24 protein-coding genes and 1 pseudogene are annotated in these 25,748 nt (G+C 39.1%); 9 read left to right on the top strand and 16 right to left on the bottom strand.

What is annotated here, in order from left to right:
- Positions 1-330: 330 nt before the first annotated feature.
- Positions 331-1,668, top strand: a complete 1,338-nt coding sequence (locus SRRS_RS07315) for a Na+/H+ antiporter NhaC family protein (RefSeq protein ID WP_371367593.1) — start codon at positions 331-333, stop codon at positions 1,666-1,668.
- A 209-nt stretch (positions 1,669-1,877) separates the two neighbouring features.
- Here the strand turns inward: SRRS_RS07315 and SRRS_RS07310 are convergent, their stop codons facing one another.
- Positions 1,878-3,107 carry a dicarboxylate/amino acid:cation symporter gene (locus tag SRRS_RS07310; RefSeq protein ID WP_371367591.1) on the bottom strand — a complete coding sequence of 410 codons (1,230 nt, stop codon included), beginning with the start codon at positions 3,105-3,107 and terminating at the stop codon, positions 1,878-1,880.
- Between the two features lie 35 nt (positions 3,108-3,142).
- Positions 3,143-4,321 carry a MalY/PatB family protein gene (locus tag SRRS_RS07305; protein ID WP_371367589.1) on the bottom strand — a complete coding sequence of 393 codons (1,179 nt, stop codon included), beginning with the start codon at positions 4,319-4,321 and terminating at the stop codon, positions 3,143-3,145.
- 244 nt (positions 4,322-4,565) lie between these two features.
- Here SRRS_RS07305 and SRRS_RS07300 point away from each other — a divergent pair, with 244 nt between their 5' ends.
- On the top strand, positions 4,566-5,060 hold the full coding sequence (locus SRRS_RS07300) for a MarR family winged helix-turn-helix transcriptional regulator (RefSeq protein ID WP_371367587.1): 495 nt from the start codon (positions 4,566-4,568) through the stop codon (positions 5,058-5,060).
- Positions 5,061-5,587: 527 nt separating this feature from the next.
- On the opposite strand, the gene SRRS_RS07295 is transcribed toward SRRS_RS07300, so the two are convergent.
- The gene (locus tag SRRS_RS07295) at positions 5,588-6,970 is read right to left on the bottom strand and encodes a Na+/H+ antiporter NhaC family protein (RefSeq protein ID WP_371367586.1); all 1,383 of its coding nucleotides are present in this window, start codon (positions 6,968-6,970) and stop codon (positions 5,588-5,590) included.
- Positions 6,971-7,013: 43 nt separating this feature from the next.
- A complete protein-coding gene (locus SRRS_RS07290) occupies positions 7,014-7,265 on the bottom strand; it encodes a hypothetical protein (protein ID WP_371367584.1) in 252 nt (83 codons plus the stop codon).
- Between the two features lie 199 nt (positions 7,266-7,464).
- Between SRRS_RS07290 and SRRS_RS07285 the strand changes: the two genes are divergently transcribed.
- A complete protein-coding gene (locus SRRS_RS07285) occupies positions 7,465-7,896 on the top strand; it encodes a DUF3795 domain-containing protein (RefSeq protein WP_371367582.1) in 432 nt (143 codons plus the stop codon).
- Complete coding sequence (locus SRRS_RS07280) at positions 7,811-8,323, top strand: SH3 domain-containing protein (RefSeq protein WP_371367580.1); 513 nt, start codon at positions 7,811-7,813, stop codon at positions 8,321-8,323. Before SRRS_RS07285 ends, SRRS_RS07280 begins: the two co-directional genes overlap by 86 nt.
- Before the next feature lie 258 nt (positions 8,324-8,581).
- Here SRRS_RS07280 and SRRS_RS07275 read toward each other — a convergent pair whose 3' ends face one another.
- From SRRS_RS07275 to SRRS_RS07240, 8 genes and pseudogenes are all read right to left on the bottom strand, one after another.
- Positions 8,582-8,830, bottom strand: a complete 249-nt coding sequence (locus SRRS_RS07275) for a hypothetical protein (RefSeq protein ID WP_371367578.1) — start codon at positions 8,828-8,830, stop codon at positions 8,582-8,584.
- A 176-nt stretch (positions 8,831-9,006) separates the two neighbouring features.
- A pseudogene (locus tag SRRS_RS07270) lies at positions 9,007-9,573 on the bottom strand (transposase); the annotation flags it as partial.
- Between the two features lie 64 nt (positions 9,574-9,637).
- A complete protein-coding gene (locus SRRS_RS07265) occupies positions 9,638-9,796 on the bottom strand; it encodes a hypothetical protein (protein WP_371367576.1) in 159 nt (52 codons plus the stop codon).
- Positions 9,797-9,880: 84 nt separating this feature from the next.
- Positions 9,881-10,987, bottom strand: coding sequence for an alanine/ornithine racemase family PLP-dependent enzyme (locus tag SRRS_RS07260; RefSeq protein ID WP_371367574.1), 1,107 nt, complete (start codon positions 10,985-10,987; stop codon positions 9,881-9,883).
- 84 nt (positions 10,988-11,071) lie between these two features.
- A complete protein-coding gene (locus SRRS_RS07255) occupies positions 11,072-12,373 on the bottom strand; it encodes an MFS transporter (RefSeq protein WP_371367572.1) in 1,302 nt (433 codons plus the stop codon).
- 206 nt (positions 12,374-12,579) lie between these two features.
- Positions 12,580-13,950 (bottom strand): amidohydrolase family protein, encoded by a 1,371-nt coding sequence (locus SRRS_RS07250; RefSeq protein WP_371367571.1) that lies wholly within the window; start codon positions 13,948-13,950, stop codon positions 12,580-12,582.
- 386 nt (positions 13,951-14,336) lie between these two features.
- Entirely contained in the window at positions 14,337-15,791 is a 1,455-nt protein-coding gene (locus tag SRRS_RS07245) for a serine hydrolase domain-containing protein (RefSeq protein ID WP_371367569.1), read from the bottom strand.
- A gap of 52 nt (positions 15,792-15,843) precedes the next feature.
- Positions 15,844-16,746, bottom strand: coding sequence for an MBL fold metallo-hydrolase (locus SRRS_RS07240; RefSeq protein ID WP_371367567.1), 903 nt, complete (start codon positions 16,744-16,746; stop codon positions 15,844-15,846).
- A gap of 318 nt (positions 16,747-17,064) precedes the next feature.
- On the opposite strand from SRRS_RS07240, the gene SRRS_RS07235 reads away from it, so the two are divergent.
- The 5 genes from SRRS_RS07235 (at position 17,065) to SRRS_RS07215 (ending at position 23,072) form a co-directional block, all read left to right on the top strand.
- Positions 17,065-17,271 (top strand): hypothetical protein, encoded by a 207-nt coding sequence (locus tag SRRS_RS07235; protein WP_371367565.1) that lies wholly within the window; start codon positions 17,065-17,067, stop codon positions 17,269-17,271.
- 135 nt (positions 17,272-17,406) lie between these two features.
- The gene (locus SRRS_RS07230) at positions 17,407-18,819 is read left to right on the top strand and encodes a sigma-54 interaction domain-containing protein (protein WP_371367563.1); all 1,413 of its coding nucleotides are present in this window, start codon (positions 17,407-17,409) and stop codon (positions 18,817-18,819) included.
- A 283-nt stretch (positions 18,820-19,102) separates the two neighbouring features.
- The gene (locus SRRS_RS07225) at positions 19,103-20,737 is read left to right on the top strand and encodes a spore germination protein (protein WP_371367562.1); all 1,635 of its coding nucleotides are present in this window, start codon (positions 19,103-19,105) and stop codon (positions 20,735-20,737) included.
- Positions 20,738-20,751: 14 nt separating this feature from the next.
- A complete protein-coding gene (locus tag SRRS_RS07220) occupies positions 20,752-21,849 on the top strand; it encodes an endospore germination permease (RefSeq protein WP_371367560.1) in 1,098 nt (365 codons plus the stop codon).
- A gap of 41 nt (positions 21,850-21,890) precedes the next feature.
- A complete protein-coding gene (locus SRRS_RS07215; RefSeq protein ID WP_371367558.1) occupies positions 21,891-23,072 on the top strand; it encodes a Ger(x)C family spore germination protein in 1,182 nt (393 codons plus the stop codon).
- Here SRRS_RS07215 and SRRS_RS07210 read toward each other — a convergent pair.
- The 4 genes from SRRS_RS07210 to SRRS_RS07195 all read right to left on the bottom strand — a co-directional run bounded on the left by SRRS_RS07210 (position 23,069) and on the right by SRRS_RS07195 (position 25,732).
- A complete protein-coding gene (locus tag SRRS_RS07210; protein WP_371367556.1) occupies positions 23,069-23,278 on the bottom strand; it encodes a CLC_0170 family protein in 210 nt (69 codons plus the stop codon). The two genes, SRRS_RS07215 and SRRS_RS07210, sit on opposite strands and share 4 nt — an antisense overlap.
- Positions 23,279-23,433: 155 nt before the next feature.
- Positions 23,434-24,003, bottom strand: coding sequence for a GNAT family N-acetyltransferase (locus SRRS_RS07205; RefSeq protein WP_371367554.1), 570 nt, complete (start codon positions 24,001-24,003; stop codon positions 23,434-23,436).
- 192 nt (positions 24,004-24,195) lie between these two features.
- Positions 24,196-24,873 carry an HD domain-containing protein gene (locus SRRS_RS07200; RefSeq protein ID WP_371367552.1) on the bottom strand — a complete coding sequence of 226 codons (678 nt, stop codon included), beginning with the start codon at positions 24,871-24,873 and terminating at the stop codon, positions 24,196-24,198.
- 397 nt (positions 24,874-25,270) lie between these two features.
- A complete protein-coding gene (locus SRRS_RS07195; RefSeq protein WP_371367550.1) occupies positions 25,271-25,732 on the bottom strand; it encodes a peroxiredoxin in 462 nt (153 codons plus the stop codon).
- Between the last annotated feature and the right edge of the window lie 16 nt (positions 25,733-25,748).

Here is a 25,748-nt window from a genome sequence, read left to right as displayed (position 1 = left end):
TTGATTGGTAAGTTAAAGCCGTTACCGATTGACATGTGTCATGGTAACGGCTTTTTGAATGACATAATCTGCAGTCAAAAACACAATAATGCTAAAATTAAGTAACAAATTGCCAGATTGTGTATTGTCATAACAGATTTTGTAAATATATTTTTACAGTTGTAAATATATTTTTACGCTTTAATTGGTAAAGCGGTTCAAAAGATTTACATTCTCCGTCTGTTTTTTTCTAAAATTCAAGCTATTTCAACTTTTAAATCTTTTGGCATAATACGTGCATATTCAATATTTTGAAATTTATATAAATTACTTGAGGAGGTTTTCAGATTAATGAATGAAAAAAAGGGCAATGCTATAGCCTTACTACCGTTAGTGGTATTCATGGTACTATTTCTTGGTGTTTCACTTGTAATGAAGGACTTTTATAAAATGCCCGTGGTTGTAGCGCTAATCATTGCATCCACCATAGCCATACTGCAAAACAAAAAAATACCTATCGATCTAAAAGTCGAAAGATTTTGCAAAGGTGCTGGAGATTCTAGTATCATACTTATGTGTTTAATTTTTATTTTGGCAGGTGCTTTTGCTGAAGTCAGCAAAGCTATGGGAGCTGTAGATTCTACTGTAAATTTAGGACTGACTATTTTTCCACATAGCTTTATAGTAGCCGGTATATTTGTAATTGGTTCTTTTTTATCCATGTCACTGGGAACTTCTGTTGGCACAATAGTAACGCTAGCACCTATTGCAGTTGGAATAGCAGAAAAAACAGGTTTGCCTATAGGATTTTTAATTGCTGCTGTAGTTAGTGGCGCTATGTTTGGTGATGGTCTATCCATGATATCAAATTCTACTGTAGCTGCTACTAAAACCCAAGATTGCGAAATGGTAGATAAATTTAAAGCTAATTTAAAGATAGTATCGCCTGCAGCTATCATAACATTATTTATATATGCATTTCTAACTTTAGGTATGGAAGTCAATTCCACAGGAACTTATGACTTTCAATTTATTAAAATATTACCTTACATTGCTGTACTTGCAGTAGCTTTAACAGGCTTAAACGTAGTCTTAGTCTTAGTTGGCGGTATCGTATTAGCATCTATCATAGGTATTATTTATGGTTCCTTTGATATATTTACAGTATTTCAACTTTGTTTAAAAGGTATTGCCAATATGGAGGACATATCTATCATATCCATACTAATAGGTGGTATAGGTGAATTAATAAAATTCAATGGTGGTATAGACTTTATATTAAATGCAATACGAAAAAGAATTCGCTCCAAGAAAGGGGCTGAATTTGGTATTGGTGTATTAGTTAGTTTAGTAGATTTATGTACTGCTAATAACACTGTTTCTATAATTATAGTTGGTTCACTAGCTAAAGATTTATCTGAAAACTATGGTGTAGATAGAAGAAAAACTGCCAGCCTTTTAGATACTTTTGCTTGCTTTATACAAGGATGTATACCTTATGGTGCCCAACTTTTGGTTGCTTCCAGTCTTGCAGCCATTTCACCATTTTTAATAATGAAATATCTTTGTTATCCATATCTGCTAGGCGTTGCCTCAGTAGTGGCGATAATATTTGGAATACCAACGTTTAAAACGCCAGCTAAAGGTTCATTAAAACTAGAAGAAGACGGGGCTTATACTAATGCTTAAAAGCATATCCCTTTATAGTTCATCAATTTACGCTCTTTAACAAAGAATTAAAATAAAAAAAATAAGCAAACTACCTTTGCAGTTTGCTTCAGACCGTAGAAAATAACCTCTGTTGTTATCCAAAACAGAGGTTATTTTCTTCTACTAGTCTTTATCTCTCGAAGACAACGATTAATCTATCGGGTGTTACGCAGCATAGCTCAGTAAAATCAAACTTCTGAAGATGCAGGTACTTCTTTTAGCCAATCCTCACCATTTGTATATCGTTCTATAATCATTGCACCACTTAAATCGCCAGTAACATTAATTGCGGTAGCAGGTGCATCAGTAATTGTACCGATTAAGACCATGACTGGAATGGATACAGCTGGAAAGCCGAACATTGAAATGATGAACAATTCTCCGACATACCCACCAGCAGGAATTGCCCCCATAACCATAGAAGCAAGCGTAGCACAAACAACTGCTTTAAATATAAGCGCTGGATCCATGAAGTTAATACCTAACACACTGCACATAAAGGAAATTTTGAGTATAGTAATCAAACATGCGCCATCTTTATGCAAGTTTGCTCCTAACGGAATTACCAAATCCCTTACATCGTTAGAAATACCACATTTAGTAGCTGCTGTTAAATTGACCGGAATAGAAGCTGCTGATGAACACGTCCCTAATGATGTCAATGTGGGAGGTATACAATATCTGTAATATCTTCTTACACCTTCTGTTCCGCCTCCGATATACGCAAACAGAGTATTGGATATAAAATAATAAGCAACTGCTGCTGCAAAATATACAATCAAGGTTTTAGCCAGAGAACCGGTAAATTCACTACCATACTGCCCTACTAATGTAGCAAAAAGTGCGCCCAGACCTAGCGGAGCGATCTTCATTACATATCCGACCACTTTCATAATCAACTGTGTACCTTCGTCAAACAAAGCAACCAGATTCTTACCTTTTTCGCCCAGTGCCAGAAGTGCAATACCAACCATCATACTAAATACAATCAGTGCCATTAGATTCTTACGTGACCAGAGAAGTGAAAAATCATTTACTGTAAACATAGCAAGAATATTGGTACTGCTGCTCATATCCTTTACTTCCTCAGTCATATTGATCACAGCACCTTTACCCGGCTCAAAGACAGCACATACGCCAACCATGTACACCGAAGCAAACACCTGGGTAATGATGAATAAAATCATCATTATGCTTAACACTTTGCCTAGCTTCTGCAAACTTTTCATGTTAGCAATAGATGAAACTAAGCTGATAAAAATCATAGGAACCACAACGCAGTACAACAAATTCAAAAACAAGTCGGCTAGAGGCTGCAATAGCGCAGCACCTGGTCCCCAGACAGCACCTATCACAGCACCTATAACCATACTTCCCAATAAGAAAAACGATGATTTATTGTTTTTTAAAAATGTCATCTTATATAATTCCTCTCTGTAAATTAATCTTTTAATTACAGTCTTTTGATTTCATCTATAATATTGGCAACTGCTTTTTTTACATATTTAGGGTCTGTTGCCAGATTTAATCTTACGAATCCTTGATAATTCGCTCCAAACCATTCTCCAAAATCGACTGCTAGACGGCATTTGTCCTGGATAAAGATTTTAGTATCTTCCGGATTAATATATTTACGTAAATCCAACAGAACCAGATACGTCCCCTCCAAGGTAGTTACCACAATTTCAGGAGCTTTTTTACCTAGTTCTTCTTTTAAATACTGGTAATTGCCTTTAACTATCTCTAATACACGTTCCAACCATTCTTCGCCATAAGTATAAGCAGCCTGAGTAGCTGTAGCGCCCATGACATTCACTTCTGACTGATTTACCGTTTTTGCATATTCATCATATCTTTCTCTTATTTTTTCATCGCATATTACGATATGGTTATGAAGCAATCCAGCCAGATTAAATGTCTTAGACGCCGAAGAAACAGTTACAAGATTATTCCGGTACTTCCCGTTACCTACAATTCCCGCCGGAATAAACTTTTTATCTCCAATGATAATGTCCTGATGAATTTCATCACTAACAACAAGTACATTATGCTTTTTACAAATACCCATGATTTTATCCAGTTCTTCTTCTGTCCATACTCTTCCCGCAGGGTTATGTGGCGAACACTGAATAAACAACTTCACTTCATTTTCTATAATTGCTTTTTCAACTGCGGCAAAGTCAATTGTGAAATAGCCATTATTATTTACCAAATCTACAGTAATCAGTTTTCTTTTGGTGTCTTTTACCGCATTATGAAATGGATAGTATACTGGAGTAAGAATCATGCAGGCATCTCCCGGCTTCGTAAAAGCATTTATCATCCAGTACAATGTAGTTACTACACCTGTGGAAAATCTGACCCATTCTTTCTCGATGGGAAATCCATGTCTTTTTTCCATCCAATGTGAGAATGCTTTAAAATAATCATCCGGAATATAGGAATATCCAAATACCCCGTGTCTGCAGCGTTCTACCATAGCCTCAATGACTTTTTCACTAGTTTGGAATTCCATATCTGCTACCCACATAGAAAGCAAATCTGGATCACCGAAACGTACATCCAAGGCATCCCATTTTAAGGAATTTGTTTTGTAACGATCAACCGCATACTTTTTCACAAATTCATTCATTTTTATAAACAGCCTCCTTTTTATTGTTAAGCAGCTTAACTATATTTATATTTATATCACATAAAATTATCATTTTCAACAAAAAAACGCTATGTTTTTTAATTTTTTCAACATTTTTTGTTAAGTTGCTTAACTAAAAATAATTTATTTTATTTTCTTTATAAAACAACTTCATAAAATAAATTCTTGTCTAGTTTTCATTAACCATGCTATACTGCTTGATGATATAGGGAGGTTGTACAATATGGAGCGTCAATCAATACAGAAAGACTTAGAATCCTTAGATTTTTTATATAAAACTTTAAACGTGCGTGCTGAAAAATTATATGATTTTGTATACTACTATAACAAATACATGCAGGAAGCTAAGGATTATGGCACTGGTATTTTTATCAGTATGCCAGAAGTTCATATCCTGACTTCGATTGAACACGAACCTGGAGTCACTATTTCTCAACTTTCAAAAAAACGTAACCGCACCCGGTCTGCTATATCTCAGACAGTAAAATCTCTAGAAAAAGCTGGGTATATTTACAAAGCAAAACGAGAAAAAAACAATAAAGAATTGCTATTGTATCCTACTGAACAAGGTAAAGCTTTATCAAGAGCCCATAAACTTTATGATATTGCTGATATTAGCAGTACTACTGATGCTTTGTTAAAAAAATGTACTGTTGAAGATTTAGATACATTTTATCGTGTTTTAGAAATTTACCTGGAACTTTTCCCGAAAGAATAGGCGTATTAATAACAATGTCTGTTAATTCGTAGTTTGCTTACATTTAAAGGAGCTATCGCACTAAAAAAATTAGTACGGCGGTTCCTTTTTTGTATAAAAATAATCCCCGGACTTCAAAAAGTCCGGGGATTGGAATATGGCTCCTTTTATTTTAATAATCCCATTCGGTGCAGGAAAAGGATAATAAATATGCCTTCTCCAATATGATAATACCACTTGGTTTTTTTTATAATCAAGGGTTACTGCGAAATATTTGAGGAAATTATATCCTATAAGGCCTTCAATTGGCACACCATACTCTGTCTTAAGAAACTTCATGTCCAAAGCCAATATTGGCAGCTTATGAACAGTCATCTTACTACTGATAAAAAGTCTGCTTGATAAATCTTTACCTTATCCGTATTGCCGCTTGAGTCAATCCCATCAACCTCTAATTAACGTGAGTCAGGTGAGTCAGGGGACGGTTCCTTGACTCACCATTTTCCGTATTTTTCGGGACAAACGACCTCTCCCCTGTCCCCTATCTATTATATTTCATGCCTTCTTGGTCTTTTTCCACTTTTAAAACTATACAGATAGGCAAAAATAAATGTGATCATGGGTGAAAGATAGCATAACACCGTATATGGCGCATATTCCATAGTTGAAATTCCCGTTATTGTAAAAATAAATAAGGAATTAGCATTCCATGGAATAAGTGGTGCGATAATTGTTCCTGTATCTGCTATAGTTCTAGTCAAAGTAGTATTTTCAATTCCTAATTCTCTATACTTATCACTTAAAAGTTTCCCTGGTAGTATTATACCAACACTTTGGTCACTTATTGTTGTCAATACACCACTTATTAATCCTGTCTTTAAAATTAGGTCTTCACGTAATTTAATTTTTTGCGTTATTCTTCTAATTATAGGTATTATAAGACCGGTTTCTTGAAATATGCTGCTTAGGCTGATTGCACCTGCTATTATAAGCAATATCGATATCATGGACACAATACCGCCACTAACTAATATTTTATTTAATTCAATAGAATTAGTAGTTACACTAAAACCAGTAAACATGGCAAGAATAATATCATTAAAGTTCGCGTTCTGCAAACTAATAGAAACAATTATTCCAGCAACTAATGCTAAAGCTACTGCTTCTACCATTTTCATTCCTAAAAAGGACATAATTATAATGCTTAAGGGCAAAAGTAATAATAATGGTGAAATAACAAAGTTACTATCAATAGCCGATACAAAATTAAATATATTATCATTTGAAAGAACCAAATTATATTGTTCCCCGATAAAATAATATAGTAATCCTGATATAAAAAATGCTGGCAGTAATGTCTTTAGTATGGATATTAAAGCTTCTTTATAACTTATTTTTACAGTTTCAAGTGCAAGATTAAAAAGACCTGATAACGGAGAACTTTTATCTGCTATAAAGGCTCCTGAAACTATAGCCCCTAAAAGGATATAATTAGGTATTCCAAATATATTTGCTAAGCCTAATAATGCAATTCCAACACTGCTTATAGTTCCAAGTGCTGTACCCATAAATATTGAAACTATTGATATAAGAACAAAAGCCGCAAATAAAAAATTCGTGTTCTGCATATATTTCAGTCCATAGTATAGCATTGTTGGTATAACTCCTGAAGCCATCCATATAGAAATCATAGCACCAATTAATGCTATTAAAATAAACAGAGCTTTGCATTCATAGAGCCCACTTTTGATCATATGTAAAAGTTCAATTAGGGAAAATCCACTTTTTATAAGCAGGCCAAAAGCAATAATTATACTTATAAGAAAACCGTAAAATAAAAATATTTTTAGTGTAACACATCCAATAATTGAAATAAGTGCAGAAATTAAAATAATATAAGTATTTTTTTCAGAAACTTTATTTTCTTTCACACATAATTCCCCCTATCGAATGTTAAATCCAATTTTTTAGAATTTAGTCATTCAATAAACCATTCCAATATATTTCCCAGGAGTCAATGCCGCCATATATAATGCCCGCAAATAGTCCATCGAGCAAGGTCATATAAGAAAGGGTAGCTCTTTCGGCCTTTGCTGAAAAAGCCTTTGTATTTAAAAATAATTTATTTAGTAAGTTTTCAAGTTCTAAGAAATATAATTTAAAATTCTGAATAATTTCTTCTCTTAAATGAGCCGGAGGCATATAAGCCAGTAAAAAAGAAATCAAGGCTGAGAATGCACTTAGCTATATTTATGAATATCTTACTTTTTATGTGTTACTATTTATATTTGTTATATAATGGATATAGTAAAACTTAGTTTTATCTATCCGCGATAACGGCGTCGGCCGGTTCCCTGGACGGGCTTCCCTACTGGAAATTATGCTATCCAGTGGATTTAATACTATTATATGAGGAGGTATACTATTGAAGAGAGAGTTAGTCGCCTACTGCGGACTATATTGCGGGGCGTGCAGCTTCAAGTTGGCGGTTGATGATGCTGATTTTGACCATGTACTGAAAATGCCGACAGGATATGATCAGTATAAAAATAAGTCGTTTGATTTATCTTGCCCTGGGTGTAAGTTGGAAAACATATGTGGTCAATGCAATATTCGCGATTGTGCACAGAAAAACCAAATAAACCATTGTGGGCTTTGTAACGAATTTCCTTGCCCCAAAGTGAAGCAACTTAACAATGACGGAGTGCCGCATCATAGTACAGTGATAGACAATCTTTTATTGTTACAAAAAGTGGGCGAGGAACAATGGCTTGAAATTCAACGACAACAATGGACATGTTCCTGTGGTCGGCGGCTCTCATGGTATTATACCGAATGTCCGACCTGTACACGATGAATTCAGAGCTTCACGGAAAAAACAGGGGAAACACTCAAATGACGAAGAGGGACACTCACGAGGAGGTTTTCATATAATATATCGAGTAATTAAAGCTCACAGGACGGAATATCCTGATCCGATTACATTGACCAAGGGACAACAAATCAGCATTGGCGAAAAATACAATGGACCCGAAAACTGGGATAATTGGTATCTTTGCACATCTTTAGATAACAAGCAAGGATGGGTTCCGAAGCAACTTACCGGCTTGAAAAACGAAACAGGATTGGGGTTAGCACTAGATGACTATACTGCTAAAGAATTAAATGTTGATCTAAACGAAACTGTAATTGGTATCAAACAAATTAATGGTTGGATCTGGTGTATAAGAACACTGAATTCTGATGAGGGATGGATTCCCCTAGAGAACTTAGAACCTGCATGAGTCACGGAACAGTCCCCTACATATTACAGGGATGTTCCGTGACTCATCTATATTCTTTGATTTACATTCTGGGAGAAGGGGCGATCCGCGCCTCGACAAATCCACCCTGATCTTGCTATTGAATGATACATTATTTGGCACTATAGATTATATCGATATCCCCATCCACAAAACCAATGCCTATTGCACATGCACTTCTGAGGATGTCAGCATTTCTTCCCTCTATGAGATATTGTTCAACTAACTTTGTGATAAAGCTTAAGCCCTGTTCCCACTGCTCAATTTCCTTAGTTCTTTTGATATAACAAATATCTTCTCCTGATGTATAATAATCAGAACAAGCCCAATCCTCATCATTTTCTCGAATTCATCTGAACCAGTTAATTGTACATCGTAAGTTCCATTCGAGCCTTCATATATATTAAAATTAAATGCTATTATTCCCTTGGGGAGTTCTTGAGATAATATTTTATCCAGCCATTTGGAAACTATCGAAAAATCATTCATATGTATCCTCCATATTATCTAAGAAATAAGTCAGGGGACGTTCGAAACCACTGATATATCCATGTTTTTTTAGCTTATCTGCATAAATAGCGGAGTCAATCTGCAATATGCTATAAAATTGGCCATCTGTTTCCCAAACACATGGCCACAAAAGGATAGTAGTGCTGCTATCTGAGCTTGTAGTTAGGAACTTCGCCAATTAGCTCAGATGGGATTTCTCCGTTTTCTTCCTCAATAGCTTTTATGATTCTTCTGGCTAGATGCTTCATGATTCTTTCTGGCACTTTTTTTATTGTATTTGCATTGGCATGAGTGGCGTCAATGCTCAGGCCGGTCCCATTAATAATACCTTTTTCTATACACTGGCGGACTACTTCCTGAATAATATCATCGACACTTGTTTCTTTTAATCTATGTCTCCTAAACTTGGTAAGTAGACTGGCTTCTGGCAAATCATCTTCGGGATTTAGTCCCAAAAACCACATATAAGCTAAGTTTAGTCTAGCTTCTTCAATGACTTTGACATCGGATAAGTTATATAGATATTGCAAGATAAGTAACTTTGCTAGCATTTCCGGCTCTTTAGCAGGCCGCCCCAGGTGCTTACAATATGAATCCTTCAGTAAATCGTTAATGAAACTAAAATCAACATTGGCTGCGATAGTCTTCAGAATATGGTCGTTGGGAATTTTGTCATAGAGCACGCTATATATACTTAATTGTTGAGGCACATGTCTAAGCAAAGCAAATCCCTCCATTCCGGCAAACATCTACAGTTATATTTTACCATAATGGAGGGAAGATTGCTTATTTATTGACTTTTTCAGTGGTTTCAGAACGGTAACTAACTCCTTCGCCAAAAGGAATCCCAAAAATAACGATATCTGCATCCTTTTCATTTATTTCTGGCTTGTTTAAATTACACCATGCTCCGCTATTTTTAGCAAATTTATCTCTATTTAACATTTCTTTTCCTCCATCCAATTTCTTTAACAGAATTGGAACTATAAATAATCAAAATCAGGTCCATCTAATGTGTTTTCTTATTATTTACCTTTTGTTTTTTTTATAGATTTTTTTTACATTTTTTGATGCAGTCAAATAAAGCATTGGCGGATACTGCATCATAAATTCCAAAACATCTCCTACTTTGATGTTTTGCTTACAATCTTGTATATCTACTATCATATGGTCACTGCTGCTTCCTATTATCTGAATACCATTAAGCATCGGTATTAGCTTATCATGATCTCCTATATCCTGCTTTCCTACAGCTAGGATCGCCCTTTTTCTTATACCACGATCAGTATATACAGGCTTGTTTCCAAAAGCATCGAAAAATATTTCACCTATAGGATAACTGGGCTTATCCTTTACTTCAACTATTTGCGCATTCAAAATAAAATTATCCTGATGTAAGCCTTCAATATTGAACTTCCTTAAATCCTGTAAATCCCGATTCACAAGTATAGCTTCTCCGATCCTTAAATTATTGATTTTTGTAGGCATTTTTCCTTCCAATAGTAAAGTTAGCGAGGTAGTAGCTCCGCCTGAAACAAGTTCCAGGTTTCTGCCTATTTTTTTCTCTATTTCCTCAGCTACAAGACAAAGTTGACTAAGGTTTTCTACGCTTGGGTTAATTGACCCGTAGCAACCTATATTTGTACCTATTCCATAAAGTTTTACATATTGAAGACTATTCTCAATATATAGTGCAAGATTAATAAGCTCTTCAGTATTAAAAAATCCTTCACGTAAGTCTCCAACATCACACATTAAAACTACCTTATGGATCACCTTTTTCTTTTTGCATATTATTTCAATGTTTTCTACGGTTTCCCACTCCGAATTAAGACTAATATCTACATTGCCTACCATATCTTCAAGTTCACTGAGCATTGGAATCCTAACAAGCATTGTTTGCTTGGCTATACCATGCTTTTTGAGTTTAATTAGCTGTTCCAGCCGAGCACTGGCTATATGTTCACAGCCTGCTTTTACAAGTTCTTCTGCTATTTTAGGATCACCATTAAAACCTTTTACAACTCCTGATATACAAATTCCATTTTGATTACACAAATCAACAAGCTTTTTTGAATTATCGTAGATATAATCTAAATTAATCTGAAGTATCGGATATTTATATTTTTTAGCCATATAACTCCTCCTTAAGGCACACTATTACTGATAATTAGCCACTGCCTGCAGAAGACGGATACTGCGGTGAAAAGAAGGCGCATTCTAGGCGGGAACGTCTTTATGTAGGACGTTCGTTTGTTTCAACACCGATAATTTCTTCTTCTTCGCGATGAGGAACAACCAGCTGGCGCAGACCACAGCAACGGCCGCCGTAGTCACGCCGAATATAAAGATATATTTGTAACCGGCATTTTCATAAATATCAAGCCACTTGCCGTACATGGCGAACATGAAAACGTCCGGGCAATAACCGATGACTGAGGCCACACCGATGCAAGTGCCGGCAACCCGCCTTTCCATTCCGATTTCTTCTATCGCCGCGAAACCAATGGAATAGATGCCTACGCTGATGGCTGATACTGCAGCATCAATGGCGATGGCTTCGGTTAGGGTCAGAGTATCGACGAAGACCATGACGAGCAATAGCACCAGCGTCAGCAGCGTCACCCAGACAATAGCTTTGAGCGTTGAGCCGAACCAGTCGGCAATCGTACCCATGATCGGTCCGCAAAAAGCGCCGAGCGGCCCGGTTACCGTAAAAATAATTGCCGCCGACGCGACGCTGAGATTCATCACATCACTAAAATAAGGGGTAAAGTAAGTTACAATGTTTGTCATTCCATACAGACAAAACATAACGAATGCGAACAGCCAGGTTTCTTTGCGCGTCAAAACATATTTCAGATCTTTCAAGCATATTTTTCCATCGTCATTTTCGTCCGCGTCCGTTTTTACTTTTGAGATTTGATGCAGGGGCACCCATTTCCAGACGATGATAGCGGCAACGAAGTTAAGTGCACCGAGGAAAATTATGTAATACTTGAAGCCAAGCAACACGCTTGCACTGAAGGCTACCAACAGAGCCGAACCGACGGCATTGGCGCCGGCCGTGCACAAATTGTTGACGCAATAAAAATAACCGTATGCCTTGCCCTGCTCATCAGGATCAGTATTCACTCTTACGATTTTCATTCCCGCCGACCAGTACAGCAAAGCGCCGGCGATGCTCATGATTATCCACATGGCGCAATATACGGTATAGTTGACAAAAATAGTGCAAACGAAGACACAAATGCCGGTTATCACCAAGCCGGATATTATCAGTTTTTTAGGATTGACTCTATCGGCGACCCAACCGCCTGGTAAAAAGCATAATACTGCCATGATACCCATTAAAGACATGAGAAAACCAAGCTGTTCATTGGTGCACTGCAACGAATCCTGCAGCGGTTTATAAAAACCAAAGGTTACATATGGAAACATAAAGATGGCGCACTGCGCGAATCCCACAATGGAGGCGATTAGCATTTTATCGAAACTGAGAACTATCTTGCTTTTCTTCAATTTCATCATTCCTTCTTTTTTTATAAGAGGTATGCCCAATCCAGGGATACCCAGCTTAATTGGTCGCCGGAAAAGCCTTGGCGTAGGTTGAGCCCTAGCCCGTCATACTCACCCGCAAAATTCCCCCTGGCTGGTCATATCCCAGCATGGCTGCAGTCGTCGCCAATCGACGCTCTAGCGCCGGCTCACCGCACAATTTGTGCGTCTTATTTTCTAATGGTTTTCCCTAGTTTTCCATTAACTATCGCAGACTGTCTTAGGGCTACTTTGCCCCCCATCAATACAAGGTCTATCCCTTCTGGTTCTCTTAGCGGGTTTTGGTAGGTGGCTTGATCTTTAATTTTATTCAAATCAAATATTGTAATATCGGCGTCTGATCCAACTTTCAGAGTTCCCTTAGGAAGACCGTATCTTTGAGCCGGAAGGAATGTCATTTTTTCAAGCGCTTGTTCAATGCTTAATAACTTTTTATTTTTTACATGCTCACTAATAAATCTAGGGAAAGTTCCAATCCCCCTCGGATGACCCTGTCCGTTAATAAAATCCACGTCACTTCCGATAATACAGGCCGGATGGGATAGTGCCATGTCTACTTCATTCTCATTCATCAGATGGCCTATTAATAAGGTGTTCGGCTCAGATTCTCTCAGTTTCATAAAAAGTTCTTTGGTGCATCGAGTTCCGGCATATTTTCCGATAGCGACTTCAAGCCTAAAATAGCCATCATCTGAAAGTTCATAGCCTTCCATAAAACCATCATCAAAGGCAGCAGAGCCTATATCAGTGCAATATGCAGCGTAAGGATAGCAATCAAATGATATATTTAGTCCCTTTGCTCTGCTTGCGTCAATTATTGCAAGAGCTCTTTCCATTTGTCCATAACCACACATACTACCAATATGAGAAATTTGCAGTGTTGCATTTTCCAATTCTGCAGCCTTAATCATCTCATAAAGAGATGAAATTGACTTCTTCGCACCGTCTCTCATATGAATCGCCGTTACGCATCCAAAGCGGGATGCAACCTTCATCATCGCTTCAATTTCTTCGGAACTAGTCCCTGGCATATATTCAATCCCCATCGAAACTCCATAGCAGCCATGCTTTAAATGGTCTTCCAAAACGTTAGCCATCGTACTAATTTCTTCTTTACTGGCAGTTTGATATTCATCAACTATCCCAACTGCTTTTCTTAAGGAGTACTGAGGAGAAAGCATTGCCAGATTTATTGGAAATCTTATCCTGTCAACTACTTCCAGATATTTGACAGGATCGTCACAGCCTGTCGGAATTCCGCAATTTCCTGCAATGGCAGTCGTGACACCCATTTTCAGCAAAGCATTTGAGTTTTCTAATGTGCATTCATCTTTGGATTCGTTATATTCATCTTCATGTATATGGATATCAATAAATCCGGGAGAAACAATCCTCCCTTTAGCGTCAATTTCATTGATGCCAGCTAAAAGTTCATCAGAGATATGTACGATTTTCCCTCCCGCTATCCCGATATTAAGTTTAGCACTGATTTTACTAGCAGGGTCAATTACGTGTCCATTATTGATTACAGTCTCAAACATTTCTTTACCCTCTCCCCATATTCTGTAAGGCGTGGTTTGGTGAGGCCCTTTAAGTGCATATTACCGGCCGTACCTGAAGAGGCATGTCTATACGGGCTTCCTTATTGAAGGCCTTTATGCCAGAACAGTCGTTTCGTATAGCGCAGACCCTACGCTGTAGCCACGCCGAATATAAAGATATATTTATACCGAGGTTTTTATAAGTATAAAGCTCCTTGCCGGAATTGAACAGGCGTTAACGATTAAAGACAATATTGCCTTTTTAGTCCGGCCAAACATATGGCAAAATAACTTGCAGATTCTGGTAATGCGCTCCAGGAGTTCGTCCACGGCCGCATTTGGTGGTGGGCCACCTTCCTTTTAACGGCCGGCAACATGTTTCCTATTTAATCAAGCTTGTTATATATCGATGGTGTCAAACTTCTCCAACTTACGATCATCTTTTGGCCATCCAGGGTGATACTGCAGCCCTCTTCCGTAATGAAGCCTCCCTCAATTGAAGGAAAAAGCTCCTCTGTTTCACCGAATTCCCTCCCGGCGACATACAGTTTACCGTCCTTCAGAATTATCTCGTTGTCATTCTCGTACTTTCCGCAAAAAGCTGGGTATTTTGAGGTATCAAGATCATTATGATCCACAAGTTCATCAAATGTTTTGATTGGCCTCGGCGTCTGTCCTTTTACAATATCCTGAAGCCCCTCTTCGAAGGTAGCCCTACCCCACGCATCTAAAGGATCTTTGTTCATCAGATAAATCAAAGTCAGGTCTTTGTCCGTATAGCGGAAGATTCTCGTAGAATATCCCGGCCATCCGCCCGAATGAGTAAGAATTCGTCCCATTTGCACGTCATTACCGATAACCCATCCATAACCATAACTGCATTCTTCTCCGTGGCCGTATCGTGTGGGCTTATACATCTCTTCCTGGCTTTTTTGACTTAAGAATTTGTACTGTTGTAATGCCAGGCTCCATTTGAGCAGGTCATAAACATTGGAATTAACGCAGCCGTCCCCTTCAATCCCGTCCACGACGATAACAAAATTGTTGTTTTTAGAATTATCAGGCAATATGTACTGCCCGTTGTCCAAGACATAGCCATATGCGTAGTTTTGAATCTTATCTCCGTCAAGATGTCTGTGGTATACGCATGTTTTATCCATCCCGGCAGGTTCGAATATCTTTTTTTCTAGAAATTCTCCATAAGATCTCCCCGTTACTTTTTCCACGATGCGCGCAAGCAGTGCATATCCCGTATTGCAATAGCTCCATTCTGCATTAGGGGCAAAAAGCGCCGGTGTTCCTGACTTCACGACGAATTCATCCATAATCGTATTATTGGGAATACCGCCGCGCTCACTGGCCTTTTGCACTACCCAGTCCGAATAGTCGGGAAGCCCGCTGGTATGATTTAAAAGATTTTGAATCGTTATCCCCTTATAGGGAGTTCCCGGAAAATATTTTTCCAGCTTATCCGAAAGCGATAGCTGGCCCCGGTCGTGTAACATCATAATTGCCTCTGCCGTGAACTGTTTGCTGACAGATGCGAGTTCACAAACAGTGCCGATATCGAGCTTTCTTCCTGTCTCCATGTCTGCCACGCCCATTGCGTTTTCATACAAAATCTTATCGCCCTGGGCCAAAAGAATGCATCCGTTGAAAAATCCGCGCGTATAAGCTTTGTTTACATATCTATCCATCATTTTTTTTACATTTGATTGGTCTACGTTATAAGAACCGGTAGTCGCTGGAGCGGATCCCGCCGTGCCGCCGGCGAATGCGGTTGTAATAAGGGACACTACGAGAACGGGAACAAAAACTGACAACTTAAAGAGTCTTTCCATTTACTATCCTCCTTCATTTTATCCAAGCTGTTTTAATATCGTCGGACCAAAACTAACTCTTTACAATTATCGAGAATCCATTAAATCCGTATTCCCTCAATTTAGTTCCATCCTCAAGATAGGTATGAGCCGCTTTTGTCTCAGCTGCGGTATCTGCATAGTTACTCATTATATTTTTCAAAGCCACTGCCGTTTCATAAATTTTAATCGGATCTACGATAAAATCATTGTGTGAGCAATAAAGGGCTTTAACATCAGGGCATCTTTCCAAGAGACCATTCATTGTTTTATAAAATTCCTCTATATTTGATTTTCCAAACTCTTTACAGTCGAAATGAGCGTATAAAGCTCCTAAATAAAAGGTATCTCCTGTAAAAAGGATTTTATTTCTGCCATCAAATAGCATAATGCTGTCATTGGTGTGTCCCGGCGTATGAATAACCTCCAGGCTCCTATTTCCTAAGTCAAATCTGTGCCCACCAGTAATCAACTTTGTTTTATAAGGTAGAATTTTAAATTTATTAGGCTCAAAGCCCTTTGGATAATCGTACAAAAACATATCCTGATCCAATTGATTTCCTAAGCCTTCTTTTCCTAGTCCAGTTTCAGCTATTGCCTTTGCATAAGGATCATCAAAAATATGCACTTCATCGAATTTATAATTATCCCCGATATGGTCAAAGTGAAAATGACTATTCACCACCTCAACCTCCCCCTGATAAAGTTCCCTGACAACTGCCCTAATGTCACAGATTCCCATACCAGTATCAAATAGCAGGCTCCGATCCTGTCCTATGATTAAGTAAGCGTTAACTTCTTGAAAATGTTGCGGCTCAGAGATTGCAAATACATCTCCCGGCAGCCGGTAAACATCAAACCATCCTTGATGATTTTCTATGTTTACCTTTTCATATTTGCTGTAATATTCCCTCAAAGTTTCATCTCTCCACTTCATTTAACTCTCCCCTTCAAAGCTTATTACCATTTTTTTTAGCTGCAGCTATCTCATATATAAGCAAATATAATGCCAACTAAAAAAAGCAATAAAATAAGTATTTTTTCTAAATATTTGGATATTTTTGTTCAAATTCTATTTACAAGAAGTAAAATTCTATTTACAATTTTGTAAATAGAATTTTACTTTTTTTCAAAATAGTAATAATATCCTAAGTAAATAAGCAAATTTTATATTCCGTTATCCCGTTCCCCAAGAGTGAGTCAATGACTTCCGGCCACTTGCCCGGTAAAAATTAGTCAAGAGGAGGAGATCTTTGTGACAACTCCGGAAGATGTGCCCTCCAAACGATGTACAGTCCAGCGTGGCACAGTGCATGTTAATGAGTCTGACCGTCTCTTGGCGATTGATTTAACAAAAATATGCTGCGGCAAGACAAATGGGGTTCTTTCAGGCCGAAAAAACGATTACTATGTAGATAAAATTTTACAACGCGGAGCGTATCCACTCCGCGTTGAGGTGTAGATCTTATATAGAATTTAGGCAGCTATTCTGGAAGTTTGCAACTTAAATCTGTCTCATTTTAGGGGACATTACATCATAGCCTGCGTGTTAGCTTAAATAAGAACTTAAGTTTCGTGCCTGAGCACAGCGGAAGGAATGATAGTAAAAATGTACAGCCAAATTGCTTCTTCCATATTTGCTATACAAAACTTTTTCGATGAAATCGCCATAATTGACATGAATGGTATTATACAATATTGTATGATTTTCGTACCTAATGTATATAGTTTTACATCTGATGAAGTTATAGGAAAGCACATTTTTGAAATATTTACTTCTTCAAACGAAGAAAATAGTGAGATCTATCAAGTATTAAAGACAGGGAAACCGATAAGCTTCTTTCAGGAAAATTGCATCACATACAAAGGAGATATCATCAAAGGATATAGTAGCATATATCCAATTTTCAGGAACAAAAAACAAATAGGTGCTGCCGTTGCTTTAAAGTTTATAGATTTTGGCTTTCAAAGTGAATTTATTCAATTATTTGATAATAATAGCGGTATTAGAAGTCGTGGTACTGATAATTATACACTTGATGATATTATTACTGCCGACCCTTACATGCTAGATGTCAAAAATAAGATACAGAAGGTAGCAAAAAGTAATTCTTATGTATTAATACAAGGAAAGACCGGTACTGGAAAGGAAATTGTAGCTCAATCCTTGCATTTCGCCAGCAATAGGGCCAGTAAGCCCTTCATTTCACAGAATTGCTCTGCAATTCCAACAAATTTGTTAGAAAGCACTCTTTTCGGTACAGAAAAGGGTAGCTTTACCGGCGCCACTACAAGCAAAGGCCTTTTTGAATTAGCAAATGGAGGTTCTGTATTTTTAGATGAAATTAACTCTATGGATATTTCACTTCAAAGTAAACTATTAAAAGCTATTGAAGATAGATACATTAGGAGGTTAGGAGGCCATGAAAATATAAATATAGATATCCGCATAATAGCAGCAATAAATGAAGACCCCTTTGTTGCCGTCAACGGAAACCGACTACGTGAAGATTTATTTTATCGCCTTAATGTAGTTTGGCTAAAGCTTTCCACCTTAAAGGATAGAAAAAACGATGTATCACTGCTCACCAGCTACTACATCTCTTATTTTAATCGAATTATGAAAAAAAATATCTTAGGATTGCACTCTGATGTAGAAGATATCTTTTTGAGACATATTTGGCCCGGAAATATACGCGAGCTGCGAAATGTCATTGAAGGGGCCTTTAATCTTGTAGAAGGAAAATATATCACACTAAAGGATATCCCTGATTATTTAAAAGATACACTCAGTATTGAAAATCACGCTTCGGAGTCCTCCTCCCTGATAGAGGATACATCGCTTACAAACACAAAAAAAGGCGATTATGCCTCTCTAGTAGCATCTTACGAAAAAAGTCTACTTACGCACGCACTGGCTACCTCTAGAAACAAAGCAGAAGCTGCAAAAAAACTCCATATGTCAAGGCAGGCATTTAACAATAAGTTGAATAGATTCAACTTAAAATGAATATCTCATTTCCTTTTTTGAGCCAATTTAATTTATATATGGGTTAAGTACATCAGCACCACCCGTCCAACGGGTGGTGCTGATGTAAAAAAAAACAGACGTGGGGACGATGGTTGCATCTTGATCAGACAGTACCACCGCCCTCACGTCTTTCCGGAAAGTTTTATCAGTATGTATACTAGTTGGTTAAAGCGTTAACTATAAAAAGTATCCTGAAAAGATAATTTGGGTATAGTAAAGGATACGATAATAGCTGTTAACAGGAACGGAGATCCCGAAACATATGAAGCAAGATTGCCAAAACAATGAAAGTTTGCTTGACGGCATTAAATATAAGCTGCGAAACCTGCAGTCACTGATTAATCATGCCCAGGAGGCCGAGGCCGATGGACAAATGATTGTCAATAGCCTGCGGGATACCTATAAACTTCCCGGAAGTTATCTGTTGGACAAAGATATCACAATCAACCTCGGCAGTATCCGGGATATATTTAATCAAAATGATGATATCTACATCAGAGAGTTTACGATTACCGCCCTGGGATTAAAAGCAGCCATCGCTTATATTGAGGGCATGGTTGACAAAGAAATAATCAGTCAGACTGTTATCCACCAATTGCTATCACCCAAGCTGGGCGAAACCTGCACAGATACCAGGCAATTATTTGAATGTATTCATACTTCGCTTACTTCCGCGGCAGTTAAAATTGAGACCAAAATGGAGGCAATTGTCAAAAGCATGTTATCAGGCGATACGGCATTGTTTGTGGATAACAATGCCGCCGCTGTGATTATTGCCACCCGTAAGTTTGAATTACGGGCTATTTCTGAGCCGATGAATGAATCTACTGTCCGGGGGCCGCGGGATAGCTTTACTGAGAATTTACAAGTGAATATCACCTTATTGCGCCGAAGGTTGGTTAATCCGAATTTTATTGTAAAAAAAATGGCTATTGGCATGCGCTGTGAGGTTGATGTTGCCTTGGTCTATTTCCGGGGTATTACCAATCCAAGTTTGGTTTACCAGGCAGAGCAGCGGTTAAAAGGGTTAAAGGTGGATATGGTAAGCAGTAGCGGGATGGTTGAGAACCTGATTAATGATCATCCATTTTCACCTTTTCCCACCATTTATGCCACTGAGCGCCCGGATAAAATAGTTGCCGGTATGATGGCCGGGAAAATCGCGATCCTGGTAGACGGGACACCCTTTGTGCTGTTGGCTCCAGCAACTTTAATTGACTATATGCAGGCAGGCGATGATTATTATGAAAACTGGCTGGTGGGTTCGCTGCTTAGACTGACCCGCTGCTTGGCTGCGGTATTTGCCATGACTACGCCGGCATTATATGTTGCGGTGACAACTTTCCACCCGGCCTTAATTCCCATACCGTTGATGTTAACAATTGCAACCGCCCGAATTGGTATACCCTTTCCGGCCTTCCTTGAAGGACTGCTGATGGAAGTGTTACTGGAGATTCTGCAGGAGGCAGGCGTAAGGTTGCCCAAAACAATCGGACCGGCAATATCGATTGTTGGCGGGCTGGTTTTAGGCGATTCTGCCGTACGGGCCGGTTTAGTTAGTGCCCCAATGGTAGTGATTATTTCTTTTACCGCTATTGTTTCGTTTGCCTTGGGCAGTTACCGGATATCAATGCCGCTGCGCCTGTTTAGAGTGGCGCTAATGATTGCCGGGGCTGCTCTGGGTATGTTCGGGGTAATAATGGGCGTAATTGCCATTATCATCCATCTTAGTACGTTGGAATGCTTTGGCGAGCCCTATCTTGCGCCGCTGACCCCCAAAAATAGTGCGCGACTGAGTGATCTAAAAGATACTGTTATTGTTGCGCCACCGCTAGCTATGAAAAGCAGGCCGGCCTACCTGGAGCAAGTGGACAGCGAAAAACTGGAAGACAAGTAATAGGGCGTGATAGTATGAATCAGAGGGCAGGCATTTCCCTGCTGCAGTTGTTTATAATTTATATTAGTACTGCGTTTGGCGCTGGTATCTTGTCTTTACCCCGCGCGGTTGGCACTGTGGCCAAAGAGGATATGTGGCTGTCAGTGTTTTTAGCCAGTCTGGTTATGGGATTTTCCCTATGGTGTGCCATAACCTTAAGTGAGCGGTTTCCGGAAGTCACTTTGATAGAATATCACCGTTTGCTGTTGGGACCGCTAGGAGGGCAACTGCTTAATATATGTTACGTGCTGATACTGGTTATTTTAGGCGCAGCAGCACTGCATATGTTTACATCTGCTGTAAAACTATTTCTATTCGATTTAACACCACCTTATATTTTGGTGGTTGGTCTTTTGGTTACTGCTGCTTATGCCGGCCAGTATGGTATTGCGCCGCTTATTCGCATGCAGCAGTTTATGGTATTTTATGTTGGCCCTTTTTATATAACTCTTGTTTTATCCGGGTTTCTGCGGATGGATTCCACTCATCTTCAGCCCTTTTTGGCAAGCGGAATTATACCGGTGCTTAAAGGGGTAGTGCCGGGTGCATTTGCCTACACCGGGCCGGAACTTGTAACCGGCTTGCTTTTTCCTTTTGTCACTCGCAAAAAGCAAGTTTTTAAGACCGGGTTGTATAGTACGGCTATGCTGGCAGTACTATACACGGTGATTACTGTTATTGTCCAGGGCGCGCTGGGGCCAGATGAAATCAATGTCACGACCTTTCCGACAATTACCGCTTATCGGGAGGTAGATATTCCCGGCACTTTTATTGAACGGATGGATGGCTACCTGCTAATAGTTCAGATAATATTTTACTTTTTATCGCTGGCTAATTTACTGTATTTTTCGGCGTTTGGCTGTTCGCGGCTGCTGCAAGGTGAATATAGCAGACCCTTTGTCGTCTTATTAATACCGGTTTTCTTTTTTGTTGTGACGTTGCCCCAAAATGCGGAACAAATTAACCACTTTTACCGCCTGGGCAATTATCTGGCGCTTACGTGGGGAGTGCTGATTTTGCCCGGTTTGTTGCTGATTGCTAAGCTGCGTAATCTCTACGGCAGCAAATCATAGAGTTTTATTTGCTGGATTTCGGCTAGGGGGGATTAAGTAAGGTGGTTGTGCATAAACGCTTAGTGCTGGCCGTATCTCTGGTTATTATTGTTTTATTCACAGGCGGCTGCTGGGATAGAACAGAGATGGAAAACAGGGGATATGTACTGGGAGGGGCGATTGATGCTGTTTTGCCGGAAGCCAAGGGCCGCTATGATCTTGAGAAGGCTTTTCAAGACACAGGAACGCGCCGGTACCGCCTGAGTTATAGCTTGCGAAAGTTCAGGACGGGTGGAGGTGAGAAAGCTGGCGGCAGCAAGGAGGAAAGCATTGTGTATTCCGCAGAGGGGGACTCCATGTTTGCGGCTACCCGGGCTATGTGGGCTGAGGCTGATTTTGGCATGTTCCTGGAAGGTATGCAGGTCCTGCTGGTAAACGAAGAGGTAGCGAGCCAAGGGGTTAGGGAAGTATTTGACTTCTTTGCCCGTAATCCTGAAATGCGCCGCCGGGCAAAAATCTATGTTACTAAAGGGCGGGCCGAGGATTTTTTACGAACTAACTCCAAAAACGGTGAAATTAGAAGTCTTTCCTTGGCTAAACTGAATGACAAGAAAGTTCAAACCTTTACCACGGCCAGCGAATTTGGTTATGTCTCGGAGGCCCTTCATAGTAAACGGGGATTTGTAGTCCCTGTTATTTATCTGGAAGGAGATGTATTTAAAGCAGCCGGCACGGCAATCTTTAACGGCAAAGGGCAGATGATGGGGGTAGCTGGTGAGTCTGAGGCAATCGGCGGCAAGATGTGGCGCAGAACAATAAAGCAAGGGCAAATCGTGGTGCCTAATCCGGAGAAGCCGGACGGTCTTGTAGTGTTCGAATTACTTGAGTCAAAGGTTAGAGTAAAGCCTGATTTTCAGGGCGACACCATTCGCTTTATTCTTGAGGGCGAATTTGATGGCAATATTGGTGAATGTTTACCGATGGGCGAAGAGGCACTTAATGATAAATTTCTGCAAATGACCGCCCAAGCAGTGACCGAGGAGCTTACCAGGCATGCCTATGCCGCTTTTCAGAGAATGAAGGATGTGCGGGCCGAGGGGGCGGAATTAGGCGATATTATCCGCCGGAAAAATCCGCAGTATTGGGAACAAATAAAAGACCGGTGGGATGATGAGGTATTTCCTACTACTGAGGCTGATGTTACCATCAAGGTAAAAATTAGAGGTACCGGCATGATCCGTTAGAATAAATTCATAGTCAGGATAGCAGCTGCTAGCACTATATAAAGCCACCCGCCGACGCGGGCGGCTTTTTCGGCTTTTTGATGATTTTTAACGCGGGCATCCTTTATACAAAAAACAAGTGAATAACCGGCTGTTAGCAGCAGGAATAAAGCTAGCTGGGGATTTAATGATGCTTGCAAAGCTTCCATTAGGCGTTGCGTATTCATGTTAGTGTCATCCTGCTTCACTCCAATACAATGATCGTTATCTGCTTATTTTCCAGAAAAACAGGCGTAATATACCTGTCTGCCTTATTGGGGGGCAGGATATTTTTTGTGAACCAGATAAAAGGAAAGATGGAATAAGCTTCTAAAGATTATGCTCATACGCTCCAGCTCTGATTATTGATGAAATATATCTCATTGTCAGTCCATTCACCGTCTTCCAGGATGAATGCTTTACGTATGCATTCATACAGCATTCCCGCCTTAATCGACACTCGCTTTGACGCGGGATTGTCCAAATTTATGTGCGCTTCAAGACGATGAAAGTTTAATTGTTCAAATCCAATCCTTATAAGACCCTTTAATGCTTCAGTAGCGTATCCGTTCCCCCAATACTGATTATGTATGGTATAGCCAACGCGCGCATATTGGAAGTCGTCACGCATATGTGTGGTTATATCACAATTGCCTATAGATTTTCCATCGCTGCTACAAAAGATATTGAACATATAACAAATATCCTGTGTACTTAAATTTTCTCGTACTTTTAACTCCTGCAAGAACCAAGTTTCTGTTAAGAATTTTGTCTCAAGCCAGCCTTCATCAAAACGAGATTTTGAAGGCTCTTGACCACAATACCCTTCTAGCCATACCTTATAATCGTCACTAAAAAGAGGTCTTATTACAAGTCTATTTGTTTCTATCGTTAATTTTGAATACTTGATCAAGGACACACCTCCCTCATAAAATAAAAATAATCTGTTTGTATTATTCTCAAACAAGGCTTAATTGGTGACTAGCTTTTCTACTTCGCCAGTTGGCAGAATAACGTTAATGATTCGAACTGTTAAAGTCTTATTTTTATGAATAAGCGTGATAAGTTGCATGTATTCTCTCCCTTGAAAGACACGTGAGGACTTTTAAAAATTCCCTTGTATCTCTTCTTCCAATCTTTCCATAAATGATTGAAAATAAGCTATTCTTTCTTCAGCTATTTTCTTTGCCTTTTCAGTATATAACAAATCAGACATATGCTTTAGTTTAATATCAAATTCAATTTGGGCACTATGTAAATGCTTGTCTTGTATTTTTCCATTCCATTTTCCGCTCATGTTGGCCATAATATATGCCTCTAAATCATCAGGTCTATAAAATATTCTACAGCCATGTTTTCCGACCCATCCAAAAGTACGAGCTATACCAATCGCACCTACTGAATCCAGTTTATCTGCATCAAAAAGGATTTTCTCTTCAATTGATTCTGGTTTCATATTAGTTCTAAACCTATGTACACGGATACATTTTTCTACACTACGAATTTTATCTATAGGAAATTCTGTTGTTCCCAGGAACTTCCCTGCCATTACTGCTCCTAAGTCCGCATGATTAGTATTACCTGTATTATCAGCATCCTCTTTGATACGGGCAATATCATGCAACAAAACAGCAGCCCTTAACACATCTAAGTCAACATTATCATTTTCAGATATTTTTAAAGCCAAGTTGTATACGCGAAATACATGCTCAAGGTCGTGAGCAGAACAAGATAATTGTTCTTCGACATATTTAATTATTTTGTTTTCTAGTTCATTTGTCATATCTATACCTCCACCAAATTTCAACCTCACTCAAAAGATACATTGTCGAGTTGAAGCGCACCTCACTGATCCGGACTTGCCCTAGTCGGGAGGGCTTGGCTCATGTAATCGATGGTCGCACCTTACCCAAAATCGCTTTTTAACTAAGTATTTTTTCAGCGGTTTGGGCGGATTCCATCGATTCAAATACACTACTCTATTCCCTATTTTGAAATATTTGCTGCACAAACCTAAACCCCTGCTAAATTAATACAAATTTAGCAGGGGTTCTTCTATGCTCGGGACTAGGAGACGGTGGTAAGGAGAACAATTCAGTGTTTGCGCTCACGATTCCATAGCCTGCTTGTCCGCAAACATAACGGTAAATGGTTATTGATACATACGTTTCGCTATAGTATTAAAGACTCTTGATTTGGTTGAACACCTCTGTAATATCCGGTAATTCAGGAATAGAATAAAGGTTGACCCACAGCACTTTACCATTCTCGTCAATCAACACATTGGCGCGTTCCGAAAAGCCTTCCTGCTCACGAAACAGGCCGTATTTACCAGCGATTTCACCGTGCGGCCAAAAGTCTGCCAGCAGTTTTACCCGGGCAATACCCAGTTCTTTCGCCCAGGCATTTTTGCACGGATAGGAGTCAATACTCAGTCCAAGCGGCACAACATTATATTTTTCAAACTCTGCTAAATTGTCTTCCAATGCTTTCATCTGTTGGGCACAAACTCTGGTCCAGGCCAGGGGATGCCACGATAACAGCACTTTCTGGCCTTTATAGTCTGATAGACGAATCTCATCGCCGCGATTGTCCTTTAAAACAAAATCAGGTGCATAGTCTCCAACCGTAATCAGGTTCATAATGATCGCCTCCATT

The organism is Sporomusa rhizae, from assembly GCF_041428845.1.
Lineage (GTDB): Bacteria > Bacillota > Negativicutes > Sporomusales > Sporomusaceae > Sporomusa > Sporomusa rhizae.
Note: the sequence above shows the minus strand (reverse complement) of the source record. Positions and strands in the feature narration are given on the sequence as shown.